Raw genomic sequence first — 15,424 nt, forward strand, 5'->3', positions numbered from 1 at the left:
CGAAACCAACGGGCACCGAGCGAAGTCGAGGTGTAATCAAAATTAAATTCGGCCACTGGTGTCATTGCGGATAATCAAAAAAATTAAACATGTTTATCTGCTTTAAAACTAGTAGATCAAATTGGCCTCGACCTCCTGTCCTCTGGGAGGCGAACGCTCGGCCACCGGATCTGAGGTCATTAAAGGGAGAGTTTAGTATTTTGCTTTCGGATTGTTTTCTTTTGCTTATTAGCGTTCTCAAAATATTTCAACCATGCGAAGTGCCCTCCTTTGTCTTTTGATTCTTTGTTTTTTTTCATGTAAACCTTCTCCTAATCAAGAATCTGCCGACCAATTTATCAAAGGCGTCTATGGCAATCCAGGAACTTTGCTGAAAGCTGGTTATTCCTTTGATTCCTTAGGAATGAATGCGGTTTTTGTGCGAAGTGGATCGCTCAATCGGGAGTTTTATGAGACTTCCAGAAAGCAAGGGGTGAAGATCTTTGTCGAGTTTGCGACCCTGAACGGGAAGGAATATTTGACTGATCATCCCGATGCCTGGCCAATCGATGAAAAGGGAGAAAAATCACCTCCTGCAGATTGGTTTATGGGAATCTGCCCAACTCATCAAGGATTCAAGGAATCTCGGGCTGAAGAATTGAGGGAAATACTCAGCACTTATGAAGTGGATGGGGTTTTTCTGGATTATGTGCATTGGCATGCGCAGTTTGAGACTACTGAGCCAATTTTGCCAGAGACTTGTTTTTGCGATCGTTGTACTCAAGCTTTTGCGACAAGTATCGATACGGAGATTCCCGGTGCTACTATTCCGGAGCGAGCCACTTGGATTTTGGAGAATGTCGATCCGGAATGGAGAAAATGGAGAGTGGATGTACTGAATGGATGGGTGTCGGACATGGGTAAAATCCTCAAATCTCAGCAGCCTTCGGCGAAATTAGGGGTCTTTCATTGTGCTTGGTATCCCAGTGATTATGATTCTGCCTTGTACAAGACTATGGGTTTGGACCCTGTCGCCTTGGCCGAGCGTGCTGATGTCATGGCTCCTATGCTTTTTCATCATATGAAAGGAAGACCGACAAGCTGGGTTGGAGAATATATGGCTTGGCTTGGAAAGACATTGGAATTAGAAAAAACAGACAAACCACAAATCTGGCCTATCGTCCAATCTCATAATAATCCCGGGATTGTCAGCCCTGAAGAGTTTCGTGAAGTGATGATTCAAGGGTCAAAATTTCCGGCCACCGGGATCATGATGTTTTCCGATCAGTCACTGCTTGAGGATCGGGAGAAAATCAAGGTGATGAAGGAGCTTTATTCCAAAGGTAGGCCTGAATAATGGGTACTTTTTATTATTTTACCTCATGCGATAAGTTGAAATTTGAATTGTTTAAAAAATGGAATTGAATCAATCTGAAAGGCTTTTTGGAGAAGTGGTATCGTATAATTTTGAAAAGCATTACGGTTTCATTTCTGTTGCAGATGGCTCTACTTATTTCTTTTTTCAATCTGAGGAAAACTTTTTGGTGGATTTTGAAGAAGGATTGATTTTAAAAAGATACCTCGCGTCTGTTGGGGATACTGTTTCATTTGTTTTGAAACCCAATTTTCGGGAGGAGGATCCTTGGGTAGCGGCGGGTTTGATCAGAATGACTAACTTACATAGGCTCAAAATGATTCAAATGAGTGTTAAAAAAGAATTTTTGGTTGGTACTATTACTAAAATAGGAAAGACTTTTTTTCTAAAACACCGTGAAACAGGAGCACTTGTGTTGGTTAATAGCAATCCTTGGCATAAGAACCCCGAGGAATGGCTGGAAGAAAAACTTGGGTTTTGGGTGAAATTTAACCTTTCAATTCACAAAGAGGAAGAAAAAGTCTGTGCTGAAATACCAAGCATGCCCTTTAGGTCTTCGGTTCAAGAAATTAAGGGAAAAATTGAATCAGGCGATTTGGTGCAAGGGAAAGTTGTTCATCGATCTAATGCTGGAATTACCCTGCTATTGACAGATTTTTATCTCAATGGAAATTTATCAATCAAGACCGCCCTTTCAGAAGGGGAAGTTAAATATTTCAATACCATCAAAAAAGGTGATTTGGTTAGTGCATTTCCAATTGAATTAGATTTGGCAAAAGGCATTGTTAAGTTGGATTTTTTCCGATCTCGAATTGAAAGTAACCTCGTTCTTCAATCCACCGAAGAAACTGAATTGGCCCCCAAGTCAAATTCATAGGGAAATTCCAGCCATCATTGACCAATTGAAAAATCGCCTAATGGCAGAATTGCGGAAATACAAATTATTTAAAATATCTGATCAAATCACTCTCCGCAGCCAAATATCCGAATGAGGAAAAGGCCTTCGTACTAACCAATTCATCCATCAATTGCTTGGCTCTTGTGGTATCACCATTGTAAAGATACCAATTGGCAACCCCATAGCGAACGGCGTCATTGGACGGGCTTCCTTCTCCACTCGGCATCACTGAATCCACCGGAATCCAACCTTTGTAGAGTTGGCAGAGATCGGCATAACTCTGATTTTCGATTACCGTGGAGTCAGCATGGATTGGAGCCAATAGCGAATCGGCTTTTGCCGGGTTTCCCATGCGCTGCTGAATCATATACAGCCAATGCGTGCTGGAGACGATGTTATCATAGTGATTGCCACTTTCGCGACAGCGCAAATATGCGGTATAGGCATTTTCATACTGATGATTGAGATAATACGCTAATCCGAGGTGATACCAAATATTGCCATGCAGCGAGCTGACGGGAATATTTTGAGCGTTGGGCATGCCATCGGGTTCGATCTCGTCCGTAGTGCCTTCGATCAATTCGGAAGCTCGCTCCAAGTCGGCAATCGCCTGATCATATTTCCGAATACTGATATAGCGGTGACCACGGTGCCGATAGAAGCGAGGTTCGTTCGGGAATTTCTTTATGCCTTCAGAAAAAATGTCAATGGCTTGATTGTATTGACCTAAATAGGCGGTGCGTCTGCCATACCAGATCAAAGCTTCAACATCTTCAGGATTGGCCTCATAGGCTGCTTTGGCCTCTTCATACTGGGCGAAAATCCTTTCCGAAGGTTGAGGGATTTCATAGGTTTTGCCTAGAGGAGTGGTGAAGACGCTGTCTTTTTTGATTTCTGCCTGATCTTCTGTGTTCGGTTTAGAGTTGCAGGCTAGGAGGGAGGAGAATAGAATGAGGTAAATGTATCGCATATAAAATTTTTAGTCTTTATCGAAATCATTTGGAATGATGCCAGTTAGGCTTTCTACCAAAGGACTTACAGTTTATTTTAGTAAATCTGACTTGAAGATCGTAAAAAAATGTAAGCATCAAATTTGAAACTTAAATAGGCTTTAATTATTGGGGATTTTGCTCCGATAAATAGTCAATAAGAGCTTGTGGTAATGGCAAGCTCAAAATAATGGGTTCAACGATAAATCCTTCACCCTTTAATAATTCCTGAACAGCCTGTTGACCTATTAGATGCCCTGCCCCAACTGCTACAAAACTAGGTTCGCGGAGTTTTTTTACTAATTGCGGCACCCAATAATGATTTCTTTCTTTGGCATATTGGCTTGCTCCTCCGGCAGCTTTTCTCATTGCTGCAATGTCATTCTGTAAGTAATCAGCAAACATTTTTGAAGTCATCAGCATTCGAATCTCTGCGGTCAATCCGATGTTTTTCGCCTTACTTTTTCGAGCATATTTTTTATAGTACTTGAGTAGTCTCCGATGATCTGGCTCGAGGTCCTGAATTGGGATATTTTTGGCATCGGTAATCGCTTTTAATTCACTTTCCATACTCATCACTTGATCCGAAAATCTCAGCCCAAATAATCTGGTAAACATAAAGTAGGGCTTGTAATTCAAAACATCTCTTTGATCATTAGTTGACCCTCTAATCTTTTCATCAATGTATTTTTGGAAAGCCTCCCGATCATACTTTGTCAGCTTGTCAAGCACAGTTTTACCCGGTCGATACCGAACGGCCTTATTTATTTTCTTACCAAAATCTGACGACCTAATATTTCCGATTTCAGTAATCAAGGCGCTTGATTTGGCTAGATCATCCTTTATCATATCTGGGACCTCAAACCAACCCTCAGGATAATTGTGATAAGTGCCAAAGAGAAAGGATTCAGCTTTCGTATCGGGATGGATTAATTTATAATAGAAGGACTCATTCTGAGCCTTGATTTGAAATTGAGTGCCCAAAAAAAGAGCGAAAATCCCGAAAAACAACAGTAAGTATTTGCCATTTAGCCTCATCGTTTGAACTTAATTGATAAAAACTAAAAAGAAAATTAATTGCTGAAAAATATTTAATTCGACTTCAATTAAATTAATTCTAAAATGAATATCCGCATTTGCACTAGCGCTAAGGAGTAAGCAGAATAAGATTTATGAAGTCGATATTTTTACAAATTTTCAAATCGCCTTCTTTGGTAGCTCCGAAGGAGCCAAACCATTCATGCCTGTCCGCCAAGGTGGAACCCTGTACGAAGTGCAGGGGAGCCATTGAAAATTTCCTTCCTTTAAGCCCTGAAAGGGTGAAACTTTAACGTGTCACCCTTTCAGGGCTACTTTTCTGTTTTATTGACTTTACCCCCGGCTACACCGGGGGTTATGAATTGTTACGATCCTTTGGATCTTAGGCTGCCAAACAATGACCTCCATATCTACTACTTCAATTTGCCAAGTGGTGTCATTGCGGACATTCATAAATCTAAACACCCTCATTAAAATTGTCCTAATAGAAAAATTAGTTTTGCGATATTTCTGAAATTGTTCTCATGAAGGGGAAATGAGCCTCAGGTTAGGTATGATATGCTACGAAATCATAGCTCAGTCAGACTAAATTCCATCAATGTGATCGATATGCGATTTATGTCTTGAAGATTTCAAAATGCTAGACTATCTAGTCCAGTTCTTAGCCAAAAAGGGAATTACAGTAATCGTATTGTATGAGGACTAGTTTGAAGGTTAAATTTTGAGCCAATTTTCTGTTCTGGTATCTGCCTTGTATTATCATTTTCCAAAAATCAAGAGTTTATGGAGACCCTTATCATAGCTGCAATTATTTTAATCCTTGTTTTTTCCGCGCTTGCCTTATTTACACGGAGAAGTTCAGATATCCGACTTGAAGGAAAAAACTTGGTGATACGGTATCCCACTAGCAAAAAGGAAATTAACCTAGAGGCGGAACTTAAAAGCTGGAAAATGCAAGAAATCAATCATCTATGGATTGGAAGAACCCAAACAATTAACCTTGAGCTTCAAAGTGGGAGGTGGCATCACGTTAATTCACGATTTAACAGAGAAACAATAGAAGAAATTTATCATTTCTTGAATGATAATTTTGGAGAAAAAAGAAAGGAAGATATTTGATAGAGTTTGTTCGATGCTTGACGAAAACAGGATGCTGGCATTAATCCAGTTGGGATTTGGCTAAAGCCAGATAGTGATTATAATTCTTGGAGGAATGGGCTAAAGCCACATTCCTATTGATGGAAAATAGATATATGCTATTTAGCCAGTAGGTGACTTTTATTAAGTTTCACCTCGACTTCGCTCGGTGTCCGTTAGTTTTTGTTTTTGTGGGAGGGGAGGAATATGCGGCGCAGCCGCATATTCCTCCCCTCCCTTTAAGAACATCAAATCCGGTGGCCGAGCGAAGTCGAGGCCATTTTGATCTACTGGCTAAGTAGCGTATTTACATATTTCTTTTTTACCCAAAAAAATGAACTACCTAATGACCTGAAGGTATTTCCCCATCCAATAAGGAAGCAACCAAATATCTCCTGCACTGTAGACAGCGTTTCCTTGACTGCCACCGTCAAGTGTAAACCGATTGGCGTTGTGTCGCATTATCCGTGTTTCTGATGGAGAAAGAACAGTCTCGGTGGACTGACGTCTGAAATTATCCGGGAAGTTGGTGATGTCTTTTCTATGGCTATTCTGGGTTTGCCAGCTGATGAGGTCAATGGGGTGTTTTTCCAAAAACCAGATAGATTCCTTTAGATCGAAATTTTCGGGCTGAACCAAGGCAGTGAAGATATTCCAAAGTGCTTCTTTTTCCGGTCTTTCTGCTTCCCAGTGATCCAAGATGGATTTTTTGAATTGAGCCTTGAGCTCCGGTGTAAATGCATACCGATACAGACCCCAATATCCCAAGAAATACATTTCGTCATCTGAGTGATTCCATGACTCAGAAAGCAATTTGCTCCAGTCATCGCTACCATCGCCTGACTGACCGATAATTGCCATTGGTCGCATCAGGTTTTCCAAATAGCCATGTTTTTCCATCAGTTCATAGGCCTTTTCTTTATAAATCTCCTTCTTAGTAAAGTGATAAGCCGTCTGTAGCATGGAGGTGATGTTGGAGGAGTTTAGCTTTCGGTCACCTACTTGGATCGGAAATCCATTGACATAATCCGGGTGCCACTTACCCCAAAGGGTAGGTTTGCCATCATAGTCGATCAGATACATGTCGTTTCTGATAATGTGGCTCATTAGTGCATCGAGGAGTTCGATAGACTTGGCTTTGATCCAAGGATCATCCACGATCTCGGCCAAAACACTGAACACAAATACATGCCCAATCGCCTCGTCGCTACTCGTGGTGGCCTTCCAGTCCCACTCAGGATCAGTGGCATGCTGCCATCGGTCGGGATCCGAGAGTTGTTCAATATATCCACTCCGCTCAAAAGACCGGGATGGGAAACCCTCGACAGGATTGATAGTGTAGAGTCTCTCCATCGCCAAAAGTGATTCTTTGCAGTTGGCAAGGGCTTCGGGAGATTGGGTGACGGCATATCGGAATGCTTGGCCTGCCAGATACATTGCTGTCCAAAGCCCGTCGTTGTCAGAGTCCTTGAGTCGACCTGAACTGATATTCCCCTTTTCGCTGAGTTGGAGAGAAGCGTTAAATCCGTGACGGATATGCATTTTTCGCACTTGAGCTTCGAGGATTTCAGCTTTCTGTGCCAGAGTCATTTTTTCAAATACCACCATAGAAAGTCCATTTTCGGTCAATAGATGGACTTGATTTTTGGAAATTTCGATGTCTTTGACTTGCTCACCGGTAAGCCATCGATCCCCATAGTAATAGGAGATTTCTCCGCTAGTATTCACGGAAAAAGCTCCTTTGCTGGTTCCAAACCAGTATTTCTCAGCTTCCACAGCCACGCTGAGGATCTCAGTCCAAGGAAGTTTGGTGTTTAATTGGCTTGCTTGATTGTTGCTGAGATTTAGGGTGAAAAAACCATTTTGGGTACCCACCACAGCGAGATCTTTAGCGGGGTCCAAATCAAAAGCACTCAGCCCATTTCCCTGAAAAAGTGGGGTAAGGGTTGACGATTTGGTTGAAAAAGCAAGGATTCCATCGGCATGAAGAAGAAGAAACCGATCACTTTTTTCATCAAAAATCAAATCCAGAATCTTGTTAGAAATAGGCAAGGTAACTGGCGTGATTCCCTTTTTCAAGTATTGGATTTGGCCATCTCCTGCTACCAAAAAGTCAAGGTCTTTTCCACCTGCAAATCCGGATGGGTTTTTTACACTATGACTCAGGTAAAGATCTCCCGCCCATGCATTGCTTAGCACTGCTTTATCATCCAAATAGACCAATTGATCCTGATATGACAGAATCGCAAGAATATTTTTGTCCATCATGGGCAAGTAGGTCTGATCGGCAACCAGCATTCCGTCCTGTTGAAATTTTCCCGCGGTTGGACGGAAGATTTTCCCTTTTTCTAGGATTTGGACAGTGCCATTTCGATCAGCAGCCAGACTGAATCGCTCATTGACATCAATTTTTCCCGGATATTTGATTGCATAATCCTGTAGGAAAACCCTGTCTTGATGCACTTGTGGGATTTGGGCGAAAAGAAGAATTGGAAGGAAAAAGGTGATCAAAAAGAGCTTTGTGAAGGATCTTGTGAACATAGCTACCGGATTTTTTTAGGATCTAACTGAATGTATTGGATGGTCTTTCCGGCAGGAAAATGACTGGAATAGCTCAAGTGAACTTTCCCGCCTGCATCCTGAATCAAGCTGGGATAAGAAAAACCTCCCTTTTTCTCAGGATCGGCTACCAAATAGTGTGGTGAGGACCAGGATTTTCCCTCATCTGCGGATATCCAAAGTGCCAAGCGATAGCGTCCGTCATGAATATCATTTCCCACCATCCACCATCGTCCGTCCTGGAGCGATAAAAGTTCCACGCTCGCCGTATTTGGGAGTTGGGTCTTTTGAGCAGCTGACCACGAAAGACCGTTGTCATGGGAAATACTCTCTTGAATCATGGTGGGTCCATCACCCGAATCACGTAGCATAGCGACGATTTCTCCGTTTTTTCTTCGAGCCAAGGCGGGTTGAATTGGACCTTTTCCGACCAGAGGTTTGCTGGGAGACCAGGTTTCGCCCTGATCCTCGGAGATCGCCATCATTGAAAAATTGAATCCATCAGAATAGAGGGGAAGAATGATTCTGTCTTTGGAAATCAAAGGTTTTATTCTGGTCATCCAGCCAATGCTTCGCTTTCTGGAGTCTGTGACGGCTTCCAAAATCATCTTTTCATAAGAGGGAGCATATTCTGCCCAGCCTAGATTTGAATCGGGCAGTTCTTTAAATCGTGCTTTTGCTTCATCTACAAATTCCTCCCCTGGGTTCATCAAAATATTATCCTGCCAGTACCAAGTTGGGACTCCGGGTTTTTCGAAGTCGGTACTCCTTCGAACTCGCAGTACGGATTGCTCCCAGCGGTTGCCCAGCACAGCGATCCAGACAAGGAAGAGTTCATTTTTTTGATTGAGAAAAAGAACAGGATTGCAATCGGGAATACCAGGTGTATCAGCCATAAGAAATGGCTGGGACCAAGTGCTGGAGTTCCTGGTTTTCCGCGAACCCATGAGCAGCACATCGTCGGCGGTTCGCTCTCCTGAGCCTTGGAACCAGACGGCCAAAAGATCTCCGTTTGGTAAATTAACTAGACTGCTTCCATGAACATGTAGAGCTTGGGGAGCGAAAATGGCCTGATTCACATCTGCTGGAAGGATAGTGGTCTGGGCAAGCACCGGGCCTGCCCAAAGCCACATTACCAATCTACCTATCCAGTTACCCATGGATGTCTTAAATATTTTTTTCATTATTGGATTAGCTTCTTTCTTCTTTCCATTACTTCTCTCCAAGTCGTCAGAATGATTCCCTCTTGCTCAAGAAAGGCTTTCAACTCAGGATCAGTCATCGCCAAAAGATCTCCATACCTTGAGTCTCCAGAACCTGAAAACCGCTTGAAAAAGTCAGAATATTCTATGCTATGAATGATGACCATGGCCAGTCCCGGCTGCATTTTATTCATTATCCGCTTAAATTGCTCGACCTTATATTTGCCTAGCTCTTCATGTGTAGGGGAGGGATTTTCAGGTTTCCAGTCTCCACTTGTACTGTGAAGGTCATCCAAAACCGGAAGTCCACTTTTCCAGATTAGTTCGCCAATAGCATTGCTTTTCAGCAGAATTTCCGGTTTGGGAAGCGCCATTCCTTCGGTGTATTTTCCTTCGGCTTTTAGTTTTTTGATAATCGGAAGGGAGAGACTTTCTTCCAAAAGCACATTGTTACCTCCTGGAAACATAACTGGTATGCCGTATTCGACTCCTACTTGAATGTATTTCTCCATGAATTTATCATGGGCAAACAGCGTCCCCATGTGCGAGTCGAGATGGGTAGGTTTCAGTCCCAATCCAATTGCGCGGTCGATTTGGGCTTTGAGTTCGATATAAACCTCCTCTGGGGTGGCATGTGCGACCACTTGCTCTACGGTATGCCAAAAAGCTCCATCCGGATCATGTAATCCCGGCACAAGGCTTTTGCCCGCCAAAGGTTCCCATCGGTAGGTTTTCCACTCTGAAGTGAGAACTAAGTGAAGTCCCAAATCCCAATCCGGGTGGTCTTTGGCCTGATGGATAAAATTAGCCGCCCAAGGGCAAGGCATCATGATGCTACAGGATGTTGCTATGCCGTATTGGAGAGATTGCATGGTGCCTTGATTCGATTCATAAGACATTCCGGCGTCATCTACGTGAAAGATGACCACCTTTTTGCCTGCTGGGTAGCCAAGCTTCTCTGCATAGGTTTGGGCTGTGCTGTTCTCAGGTTTTATACAGAAACAAATCGCGATTACTAAACTGAAAATCAGTGATTTCTTCATTTTACTTGTGCTTTAGCTTAACCCTTTGATTTTTACTTTTCCAAATGCCACCTTTTTTCTATTCCAAGTGTAGGTGAATACCAAGTGATCCCCATCCAAGATCATGGAAGGATAGGAAAACTCTCCATCCGGATCCGGAGTCTCTTCCACGGTATGCCGAATTGGCCAATTTTTGCCATTGTCCAAAGAGACTGCCAGTTCAATAATGTTTCTGTCACCCCAATTTCCTTCCACAGGGTTGTATAAGAGTGCGATTTTCTCTCCGCCAAGATGGGCGACTTCTATTGCGCTATTGTTATTGGGGAGGTCAGTGAGATACACCGGCGACCAAATTTTACCTCCGTCTCTGGAATCGACTCTTGCAATTTTCCCTGCCGAGCTGCGGAGCAAAAGATGTACTTGTCCCTGGCCAGATTCCCAAGCCGTTGGTTGAATGATGCCTTCTCCCGGAATAATTTCTCGATTTATTGCAAAATATTGAGTTCGTTCCCAAGTTTTTCCCTGATCTGTGCTGCGGTCTACAAAAGCATTCCAGACTTTGTTCAATTCATGGGAGGCAGGTGCTAGCCAAGTGCCGTCTGATAATGTGGTCAAGTGATTTCGAACGGGTCCTCGACCGCCTTTGTCACCGGGTACGAGTTCGGTCGGAGTGGTCCAAGTTGTGCCGTTGTCATCCGATGATTGGATCCAGGTCTCCCAGTGATCGATTTCTTTTCCCACTTTGAAAAAGAGGTAGATTTTGCCTTCTTCGGTGCGATGGAGGACAGGATTCCAGTGTGGGTCATTTCGGACTTTAGCCACGACTTGGGGTTCAGTCCAATTGCTTTCGTCTCCTTTGGCCATCCAGATACCGACGTCATCATGCTTCTCAAAGGATCCTCCAAACCATGCTACGAGGTAGTTTCCATTTCCCAGAGCTTCAATTGTTGAAGCATGTGCCTGCGCAAAGCCGGGATGCGAGTCGAAAATCATACCTCGGACATCCTCTTCCAAGGTGATTTCAGGTACGGTAGACATTTGATTTTCTGACTTTGGAGCCGAACAGGAAAAGCTCAGTGTCAACAAGAGCCCAGTAAGAATTAGGCTATTTTGGGTGTGAATCATGGATTTTCAAGTATGAATGAATTGTTTTATTTGAATATTACCTCATTATTTTCAAATCAGGCTATTCTATATGCCGCTATTTTAATTCAATGCTAAAAACTTCTTTCCAAACATAAAACAGGATTTTTTTACTATTTGGGATTTGTATATTGACCGGACGACAACTCCAACCCAGAATTCCATGAAGCAGCGTACTCCCATTCTTTTGCTCATTTTCCTGATCTTTTTTATGATTTCACTGATGTCCAACATCCTTGGACCAATCATTCCGGATTTGATTTCAGGGTTTTCACTAAGCATGGGCTTGGCTGGGTTTTTACCGTTTTCCTTTTTTGTCGCCTATGGAGTGATGTCCTTACCCTCAGGACTTCTGGTAGAAAAGTACCGAGAGAAGCGAGTTCTTTTGTGGGCTTTTCTCATGGCGGTGATAGGCGCTATGACCTTCGCACTTAATCCTGAGTTTCAGTTTGCTTTAGTTTCTCTCTTTATTATAGGGGTAGGCATGGCGATGCTTCAGGTGGTCATCAATCCACTTCTTCGCGTGGCAGGAGGAGAGGAGCATTTTGCGTTTAATTCGGTGTTGGGTCAGTTGGCCTTTGGTGCTGCTTCCTTTTTGAGTCCATTACTATACAGCTATCTGGTCGGTAATTTATTTACCGGAAATGATTTTTTCCTTTTCATAATTTTGGAAAAATGGGTACCTGAATCCTTGCCTTGGGTGTCTGTTTATTACCTTTTTGCAGGTATTGCTTTAATGATGCTGTTCGTAATCAGCAGGGTAAAATTCCCTCAGGTGGAACTCAAATCTGACGAAAAAGTGGATTTGAACAGGGATTTGTCTCTCCTAGTGAAGCAGCCTACCGTTTGGCTTTTCTTCATAGGGATCTTCTGTTATGTCGGGACAGAGCAGGGAATTGCCAATTGGGTGAGTCAGTTTTTGCAGGATTATCACGGAGTCGATCCGGCTACCACCGGGGCGCAAGTGATTTCCTATTTTTGGGGGTTGTTGACGGTGGGTTGCTTGTTGGGTTTACTGTTACTTAAGCTGATGGATAGTAAGCAAGTCTTGTTGATATTCTCCATCGGGGCAATGCTGGCCCTGTCTTATGGACTTTTGGGAGATGGTTTTGGAGTGCTTGTCGCCTTTGCTTTGTGCGGTTTTTTCCTTTCAGTAATGTGGTCCATTTTGATATCTCTTGCGCTCAATTCTGTGAAATTTGGTCATGGGACTTTGTCGGGAATATTATGTTCAGGAATAGTTGGAGGAGCGATTGTTCCACTAATCATTGGTGGATTGGCAGATATTGTAGGGCTAAAAACGGCTATGTTTTTTCTTTTCTTGCCGCTGGTATATATTTTGTCGGTGGGAATTTGGGCGAAGCCTTTAGTAGCCAATGCTAGGGTTAAATCGCTTAAAGCTGTTTTTTCCAAGAACTAGGCCATGTATAAAATCATTTTATTGTTGGATTTTGCTGAGGAGTATAGCAAAGGGCTTTTGCAGGGAATTAGCAGATATTCTGCTGAGAATGGACATTGGAGTTTCTGCAGGATGCCATTGTACTACCGGGAGACTTTAGGTACAAAGGGGATTTTGGAATGGGCCAAAGATTGGAGAGCTGATGGAATTATCGGACAGCTTTACAACGAAATGGAAACCGAAATTTATCAGTCACCTTTTCCCGTAATTGCTCAGGACTTCAAGGAACGATTTCGATACATTCCTAATATCACTGGACAATACAGGGAGACAGGAAGGTTAGGGGCAAAATATTTCCTCAACAAAGGATATTCAAACTTTGCCTTTTATGGCTTCAACAATATTGTGTGGTCAAGGGAAAGAGCTGAGGGATTTGAGTCTGAAATCAACCGTGCGGGCTATCAGGTCCACTATTTTGAACATAAAAAAGCCCGCTCTACAGATATCTGGTATTACAAAAGTAAAACCCTTAGTAAATGGCTCAAATGTCTTCCCAAACCAATTGCTTTGATGGCTTGTGATGATAACCAAGGAGTACATATTACAGAGGCTTGCAAGCAAAATAAAATCCGAGTGCCTCAGGAAGTATCGATACTTGGCGTGGACAATGACGTAATGCTTTGCCAACTGTCAGATCCACCACTTTCCAGTATTGAATTAGATGTGGAGCGGGCTGGATATGACACTGCGCGTGCAATGGACTTGATGATCACCGGCCGAGTGAAATTCTACCGTGACATTTTGGTGCCCCCGCTCAAGGTAATTACCAGGTCTTCGACAGATATTTTCGCTTCAGGAGATGAAAATATTACCAATGCTCTGGATTTTATTCATAAAAATATCGATCAAAATCTCCTAGTTGATCAGATCGTGAAGGAGGTGCCTATGTCAAGACGGTCACTCGAAAAGAGATTTGTCGAGGTGACTGGGCTGCCTATTTACAAGTACATTTTTAAACTTCGGATTGAAAAACTTGCTCATAAGTTAATCAACAGTGAGTTGTCAGTTTTTGAAATTGCCTTGGAAATGGGGCTTTCTGATTCCAAAAATTTAGGGAGGCAATTTCGACAGATAATGGGCTGCACTCCTTTGGAATACAGGAAAAAGTTTAGAGAAAAACCCCGCTCTGAATTTGTGACAAAGTAGTCCTTTTTGTCATCTCGATGGTAGACTGTAAAAAACCATGCGACATCCAAATTTCCTCCCGATACTTCTCACCGCCTTGACTTTGGGCACAACATGGGCCATCCGCGGACAATTCGGTCACGAACAGGGTGCCGCTTGGGCCGGAGCAGTAGGTTGCCTGATGCTGGTACTTGTAGCCAAGCGAAAGGAGTGGGGCGGGTCTGGGCTGAAGGCTGCTTTTTTTGGTGCTTTGGGTTGGGGAATGGGAGGAATGATGAGTTATGGAATATTGGTGGGTTATGGTAAATCCCCAGATTTCATGAATGCCTCCTACGGTCTTTTGAGTTTGTTTGTAGTCGGCGGACTGTACGGTTTTTTGGGTGGAGGATTGTTTGGCTTGGGATTGACTGATTCTTCGCAAAAGAAAGTTCCGTGGCATCAAGTAGCGCTCGAGTTGACAGTAGGAGCAATTATCTTTTATTTCTTTTTCATAGAGCAGTTGGGATGGAAAATGACTCCGCCAAGGTCGGAAGCTTGGGGGATCTGTGCTGGTGCCGGCATTGCTTTGGCTTATTATCTATATCGAAATGGACACCAAAACGCACTTCGGGTGGCCTTGTTTTCCGGTTTGGGTGCAGGATTTGGATTTGGCTTTGGAAATTTCCTCCAAACACTTGGACAGCTTTCGGGATCATCATTCAATTTTTGGAATGTGATGGAATACTCTTTGGGCTTTTTTGGAGGCATAGGAATGGCTTACGGTGCACTTTCTACGAATTGGGAAGAAACGCAAGAATCTGATAACAAAAGTTCATGGCCACTTTTTGGTTTACTGGTTTTGATTCCTTTTGTGGTTTGGCAGCAGAGTTTTATGGAGAAAGATCTGAGTCCGATGCTGGAAAAAGTCGCTCCAAGTCAAATGGACTTTTGGGCAAAAGCGATTCCTGCGATTGCTTTTGTAATCTGGTTGGGCTTGGTGGGTTTTGCCTGGAAAAAGGGAAAGGAACTTCAGGCAGGTTCCCTAGAAAGTGCCTTTTCTGTCCTGCAAGCCACCTGTTTCACCTTGTTTTTGGCATATTTAGCCTATTCCTTTTTGATCACAGGTTCCTTTTTAAGCATCTATCGACCCGAGCAGTTTTTGTATGTAGTCAATTTTGCAGTGATTTGGTTTTTGGCTTCCAAAAGCTCCGCACAGCTCCAAATCGGAGGAATACAAAATGCGGGAATTTTGAAATTATTTTTCCTTATTCTGGCACTTCTTATCCTGCTTGGAGCCATTTCTTCGGCCTTGCATGAAGGGATGCCGGGTATGCAGACGCGGTTTTAAGATTTTTTATTATCCGCTTCTTTGCCAGTAAGTGAAAAATGGCCTCGACTTCGCTCGGCCACCGGGTTTAGGGATTGTTTTTAGGAGGGGAGGAAAAAGAGGCGGATCCGCAATTTTCTAACCACCAAAAAAAAAAAAAAAGGGGACCCCAACGCAGGGGAGGGGGTGTTT

12 protein-coding genes are annotated in these 15,424 nt (G+C 43.1%); 6 read left to right on the forward strand and 6 right to left on the reverse strand.

Annotated elements, in window-relative coordinates:
• Positions 1–253 precede the first annotated feature (253 nt).
• Together ACK4HU_RS20685 and ACK4HU_RS20690 are read left to right on the forward strand one after the other, a co-directional pair.
• A complete protein-coding gene (locus tag ACK4HU_RS20685) occupies positions 254–1,336 on the forward strand; it encodes a hypothetical protein (RefSeq protein WP_409809700.1) in 1,083 nt (360 codons plus the stop codon).
• A 58-nt stretch (positions 1,337–1,394) separates the two neighbouring features.
• Positions 1,395–2,231: a hypothetical protein gene (locus ACK4HU_RS20690; protein ID WP_409809702.1), complete on the forward strand. Its 837-nt coding sequence runs from the start codon at positions 1,395–1,397 to the stop codon at positions 2,229–2,231.
• Positions 2,232–2,295: 64 nt separating this feature from the next.
• On the opposite strand, the gene ACK4HU_RS20695 is transcribed toward ACK4HU_RS20690, so the two are convergent.
• A complete protein-coding gene (locus ACK4HU_RS20695; protein WP_409809704.1) occupies positions 2,296–3,222 on the reverse strand; it encodes a tetratricopeptide repeat protein in 927 nt (308 codons plus the stop codon).
• Positions 3,223–3,367: 145 nt separating this feature from the next.
• Positions 3,368–4,279 (reverse strand): TraB/GumN family protein, encoded by a 912-nt coding sequence (locus ACK4HU_RS20700; protein ID WP_409809706.1) that lies wholly within the window; start codon positions 4,277–4,279, stop codon positions 3,368–3,370.
• A gap of 783 nt (positions 4,280–5,062) precedes the next feature.
• Between ACK4HU_RS20700 and ACK4HU_RS20705 the strand changes: the two genes are divergently transcribed.
• On the forward strand, positions 5,063–5,398 hold the full coding sequence (locus tag ACK4HU_RS20705; RefSeq protein ID WP_409809708.1) for a hypothetical protein: 336 nt from the start codon (positions 5,063–5,065) through the stop codon (positions 5,396–5,398).
• A gap of 357 nt (positions 5,399–5,755) precedes the next feature.
• On the opposite strand, the gene ACK4HU_RS20710 is transcribed toward ACK4HU_RS20705, so the two are convergent.
• The 4 genes from ACK4HU_RS20710 to ACK4HU_RS20725 are packed head-to-tail and all read right to left on the reverse strand — an operon-like array spanning position 5,756 to position 11,324.
• Positions 5,756–7,957 (reverse strand): hypothetical protein, encoded by a 2,202-nt coding sequence (locus ACK4HU_RS20710; RefSeq protein WP_409809709.1) that lies wholly within the window; start codon positions 7,955–7,957, stop codon positions 5,756–5,758.
• A gap of 2 nt (positions 7,958–7,959) precedes the next feature.
• Positions 7,960–9,159, reverse strand: a complete 1,200-nt coding sequence (locus tag ACK4HU_RS20715) for a sialidase family protein (RefSeq protein ID WP_409809711.1) — start codon at positions 9,157–9,159, stop codon at positions 7,960–7,962.
• Positions 9,159–10,220, reverse strand: coding sequence for a polysaccharide deacetylase family protein (locus ACK4HU_RS20720; RefSeq protein ID WP_409809713.1), 1,062 nt, complete (start codon positions 10,218–10,220; stop codon positions 9,159–9,161). Before ACK4HU_RS20720 ends, ACK4HU_RS20715 begins: the two co-directional genes overlap by 1 nt.
• 12 nt (positions 10,221–10,232) lie before the next feature.
• A complete protein-coding gene (locus tag ACK4HU_RS20725) occupies positions 10,233–11,324 on the reverse strand; it encodes a sialidase family protein (RefSeq protein ID WP_409809715.1) in 1,092 nt (363 codons plus the stop codon).
• Between the two features lie 181 nt (positions 11,325–11,505).
• Between ACK4HU_RS20725 and ACK4HU_RS20730 the strand changes: the two genes are divergently transcribed.
• Genes ACK4HU_RS20730 through ACK4HU_RS20740 form a run of 3 tightly spaced genes read left to right on the forward strand, consistent with a single transcriptional unit; the run spans position 11,506 to position 15,253 of the window.
• Positions 11,506–12,762, forward strand: coding sequence for an MFS transporter (locus ACK4HU_RS20730; protein WP_409809717.1), 1,257 nt, complete (start codon positions 11,506–11,508; stop codon positions 12,760–12,762).
• 3 nt (positions 12,763–12,765) lie between these two features.
• Positions 12,766–13,947 carry a substrate-binding domain-containing protein gene (locus tag ACK4HU_RS20735; RefSeq protein ID WP_409809719.1) on the forward strand — a complete coding sequence of 394 codons (1,182 nt, stop codon included), beginning with the start codon at positions 12,766–12,768 and terminating at the stop codon, positions 13,945–13,947.
• Between the two features lie 37 nt (positions 13,948–13,984).
• Positions 13,985–15,253, forward strand: a complete 1,269-nt coding sequence (locus tag ACK4HU_RS20740; RefSeq protein WP_409809721.1) for a photosystem II biosynthesis protein — start codon at positions 13,985–13,987, stop codon at positions 15,251–15,253.
• The last annotated feature ends 171 nt before the right edge of the window (positions 15,254–15,424 follow it).

This window comes from Algoriphagus sp. (genome assembly GCF_046296635.1).
Taxonomy (GTDB): Bacteria; Bacteroidota; Bacteroidia; order Cytophagales; family Cyclobacteriaceae; genus Algoriphagus.

Excerpts from the sequence above, each read along its gene's own strand:
- ACK4HU_RS20685 (WP_409809700.1), top strand. The coding sequence starts at position 254 with ATGCGAAGTGCCCTCCTTTGTCTTTTGATTCTTTGTTTTTTTTCATGT.
- ACK4HU_RS20690 (WP_409809702.1), top strand. The coding sequence starts at position 1,395 with ATGGAATTGAATCAATCTGAAAGGCTTTTTGGAGAAGTGGTATCGTAT.
- ACK4HU_RS20695 (WP_409809704.1), bottom strand. The coding sequence starts at position 3,222 with ATGCGATACATTTACCTCATTCTATTCTCCTCCCTCCTAGCCTGCAAC.
- ACK4HU_RS20700 (WP_409809706.1), bottom strand. The coding sequence starts at position 4,279 with ATGAGGCTAAATGGCAAATACTTACTGTTGTTTTTCGGGATTTTCGCT.
- ACK4HU_RS20705 (WP_409809708.1), top strand. The coding sequence starts at position 5,063 with ATGGAGACCCTTATCATAGCTGCAATTATTTTAATCCTTGTTTTTTCC.
- ACK4HU_RS20710 (WP_409809709.1), bottom strand. The coding sequence starts at position 7,957 with ATGTTCACAAGATCCTTCACAAAGCTCTTTTTGATCACCTTTTTCCTT.
- ACK4HU_RS20715 (WP_409809711.1), bottom strand. The coding sequence starts at position 9,159 with ATGAAAAAAATATTTAAGACATCCATGGGTAACTGGATAGGTAGATTG.
- ACK4HU_RS20720 (WP_409809713.1), bottom strand. The coding sequence starts at position 10,220 with ATGAAGAAATCACTGATTTTCAGTTTAGTAATCGCGATTTGTTTCTGT.
- ACK4HU_RS20725 (WP_409809715.1), bottom strand. The coding sequence starts at position 11,324 with ATGATTCACACCCAAAATAGCCTAATTCTTACTGGGCTCTTGTTGACA.
- ACK4HU_RS20730 (WP_409809717.1), top strand. The coding sequence starts at position 11,506 with ATGAAGCAGCGTACTCCCATTCTTTTGCTCATTTTCCTGATCTTTTTT.
- ACK4HU_RS20735 (WP_409809719.1), top strand. The coding sequence starts at position 12,766 with ATGTATAAAATCATTTTATTGTTGGATTTTGCTGAGGAGTATAGCAAA.
- ACK4HU_RS20740 (WP_409809721.1), top strand. The coding sequence starts at position 13,985 with ATGCGACATCCAAATTTCCTCCCGATACTTCTCACCGCCTTGACTTTG.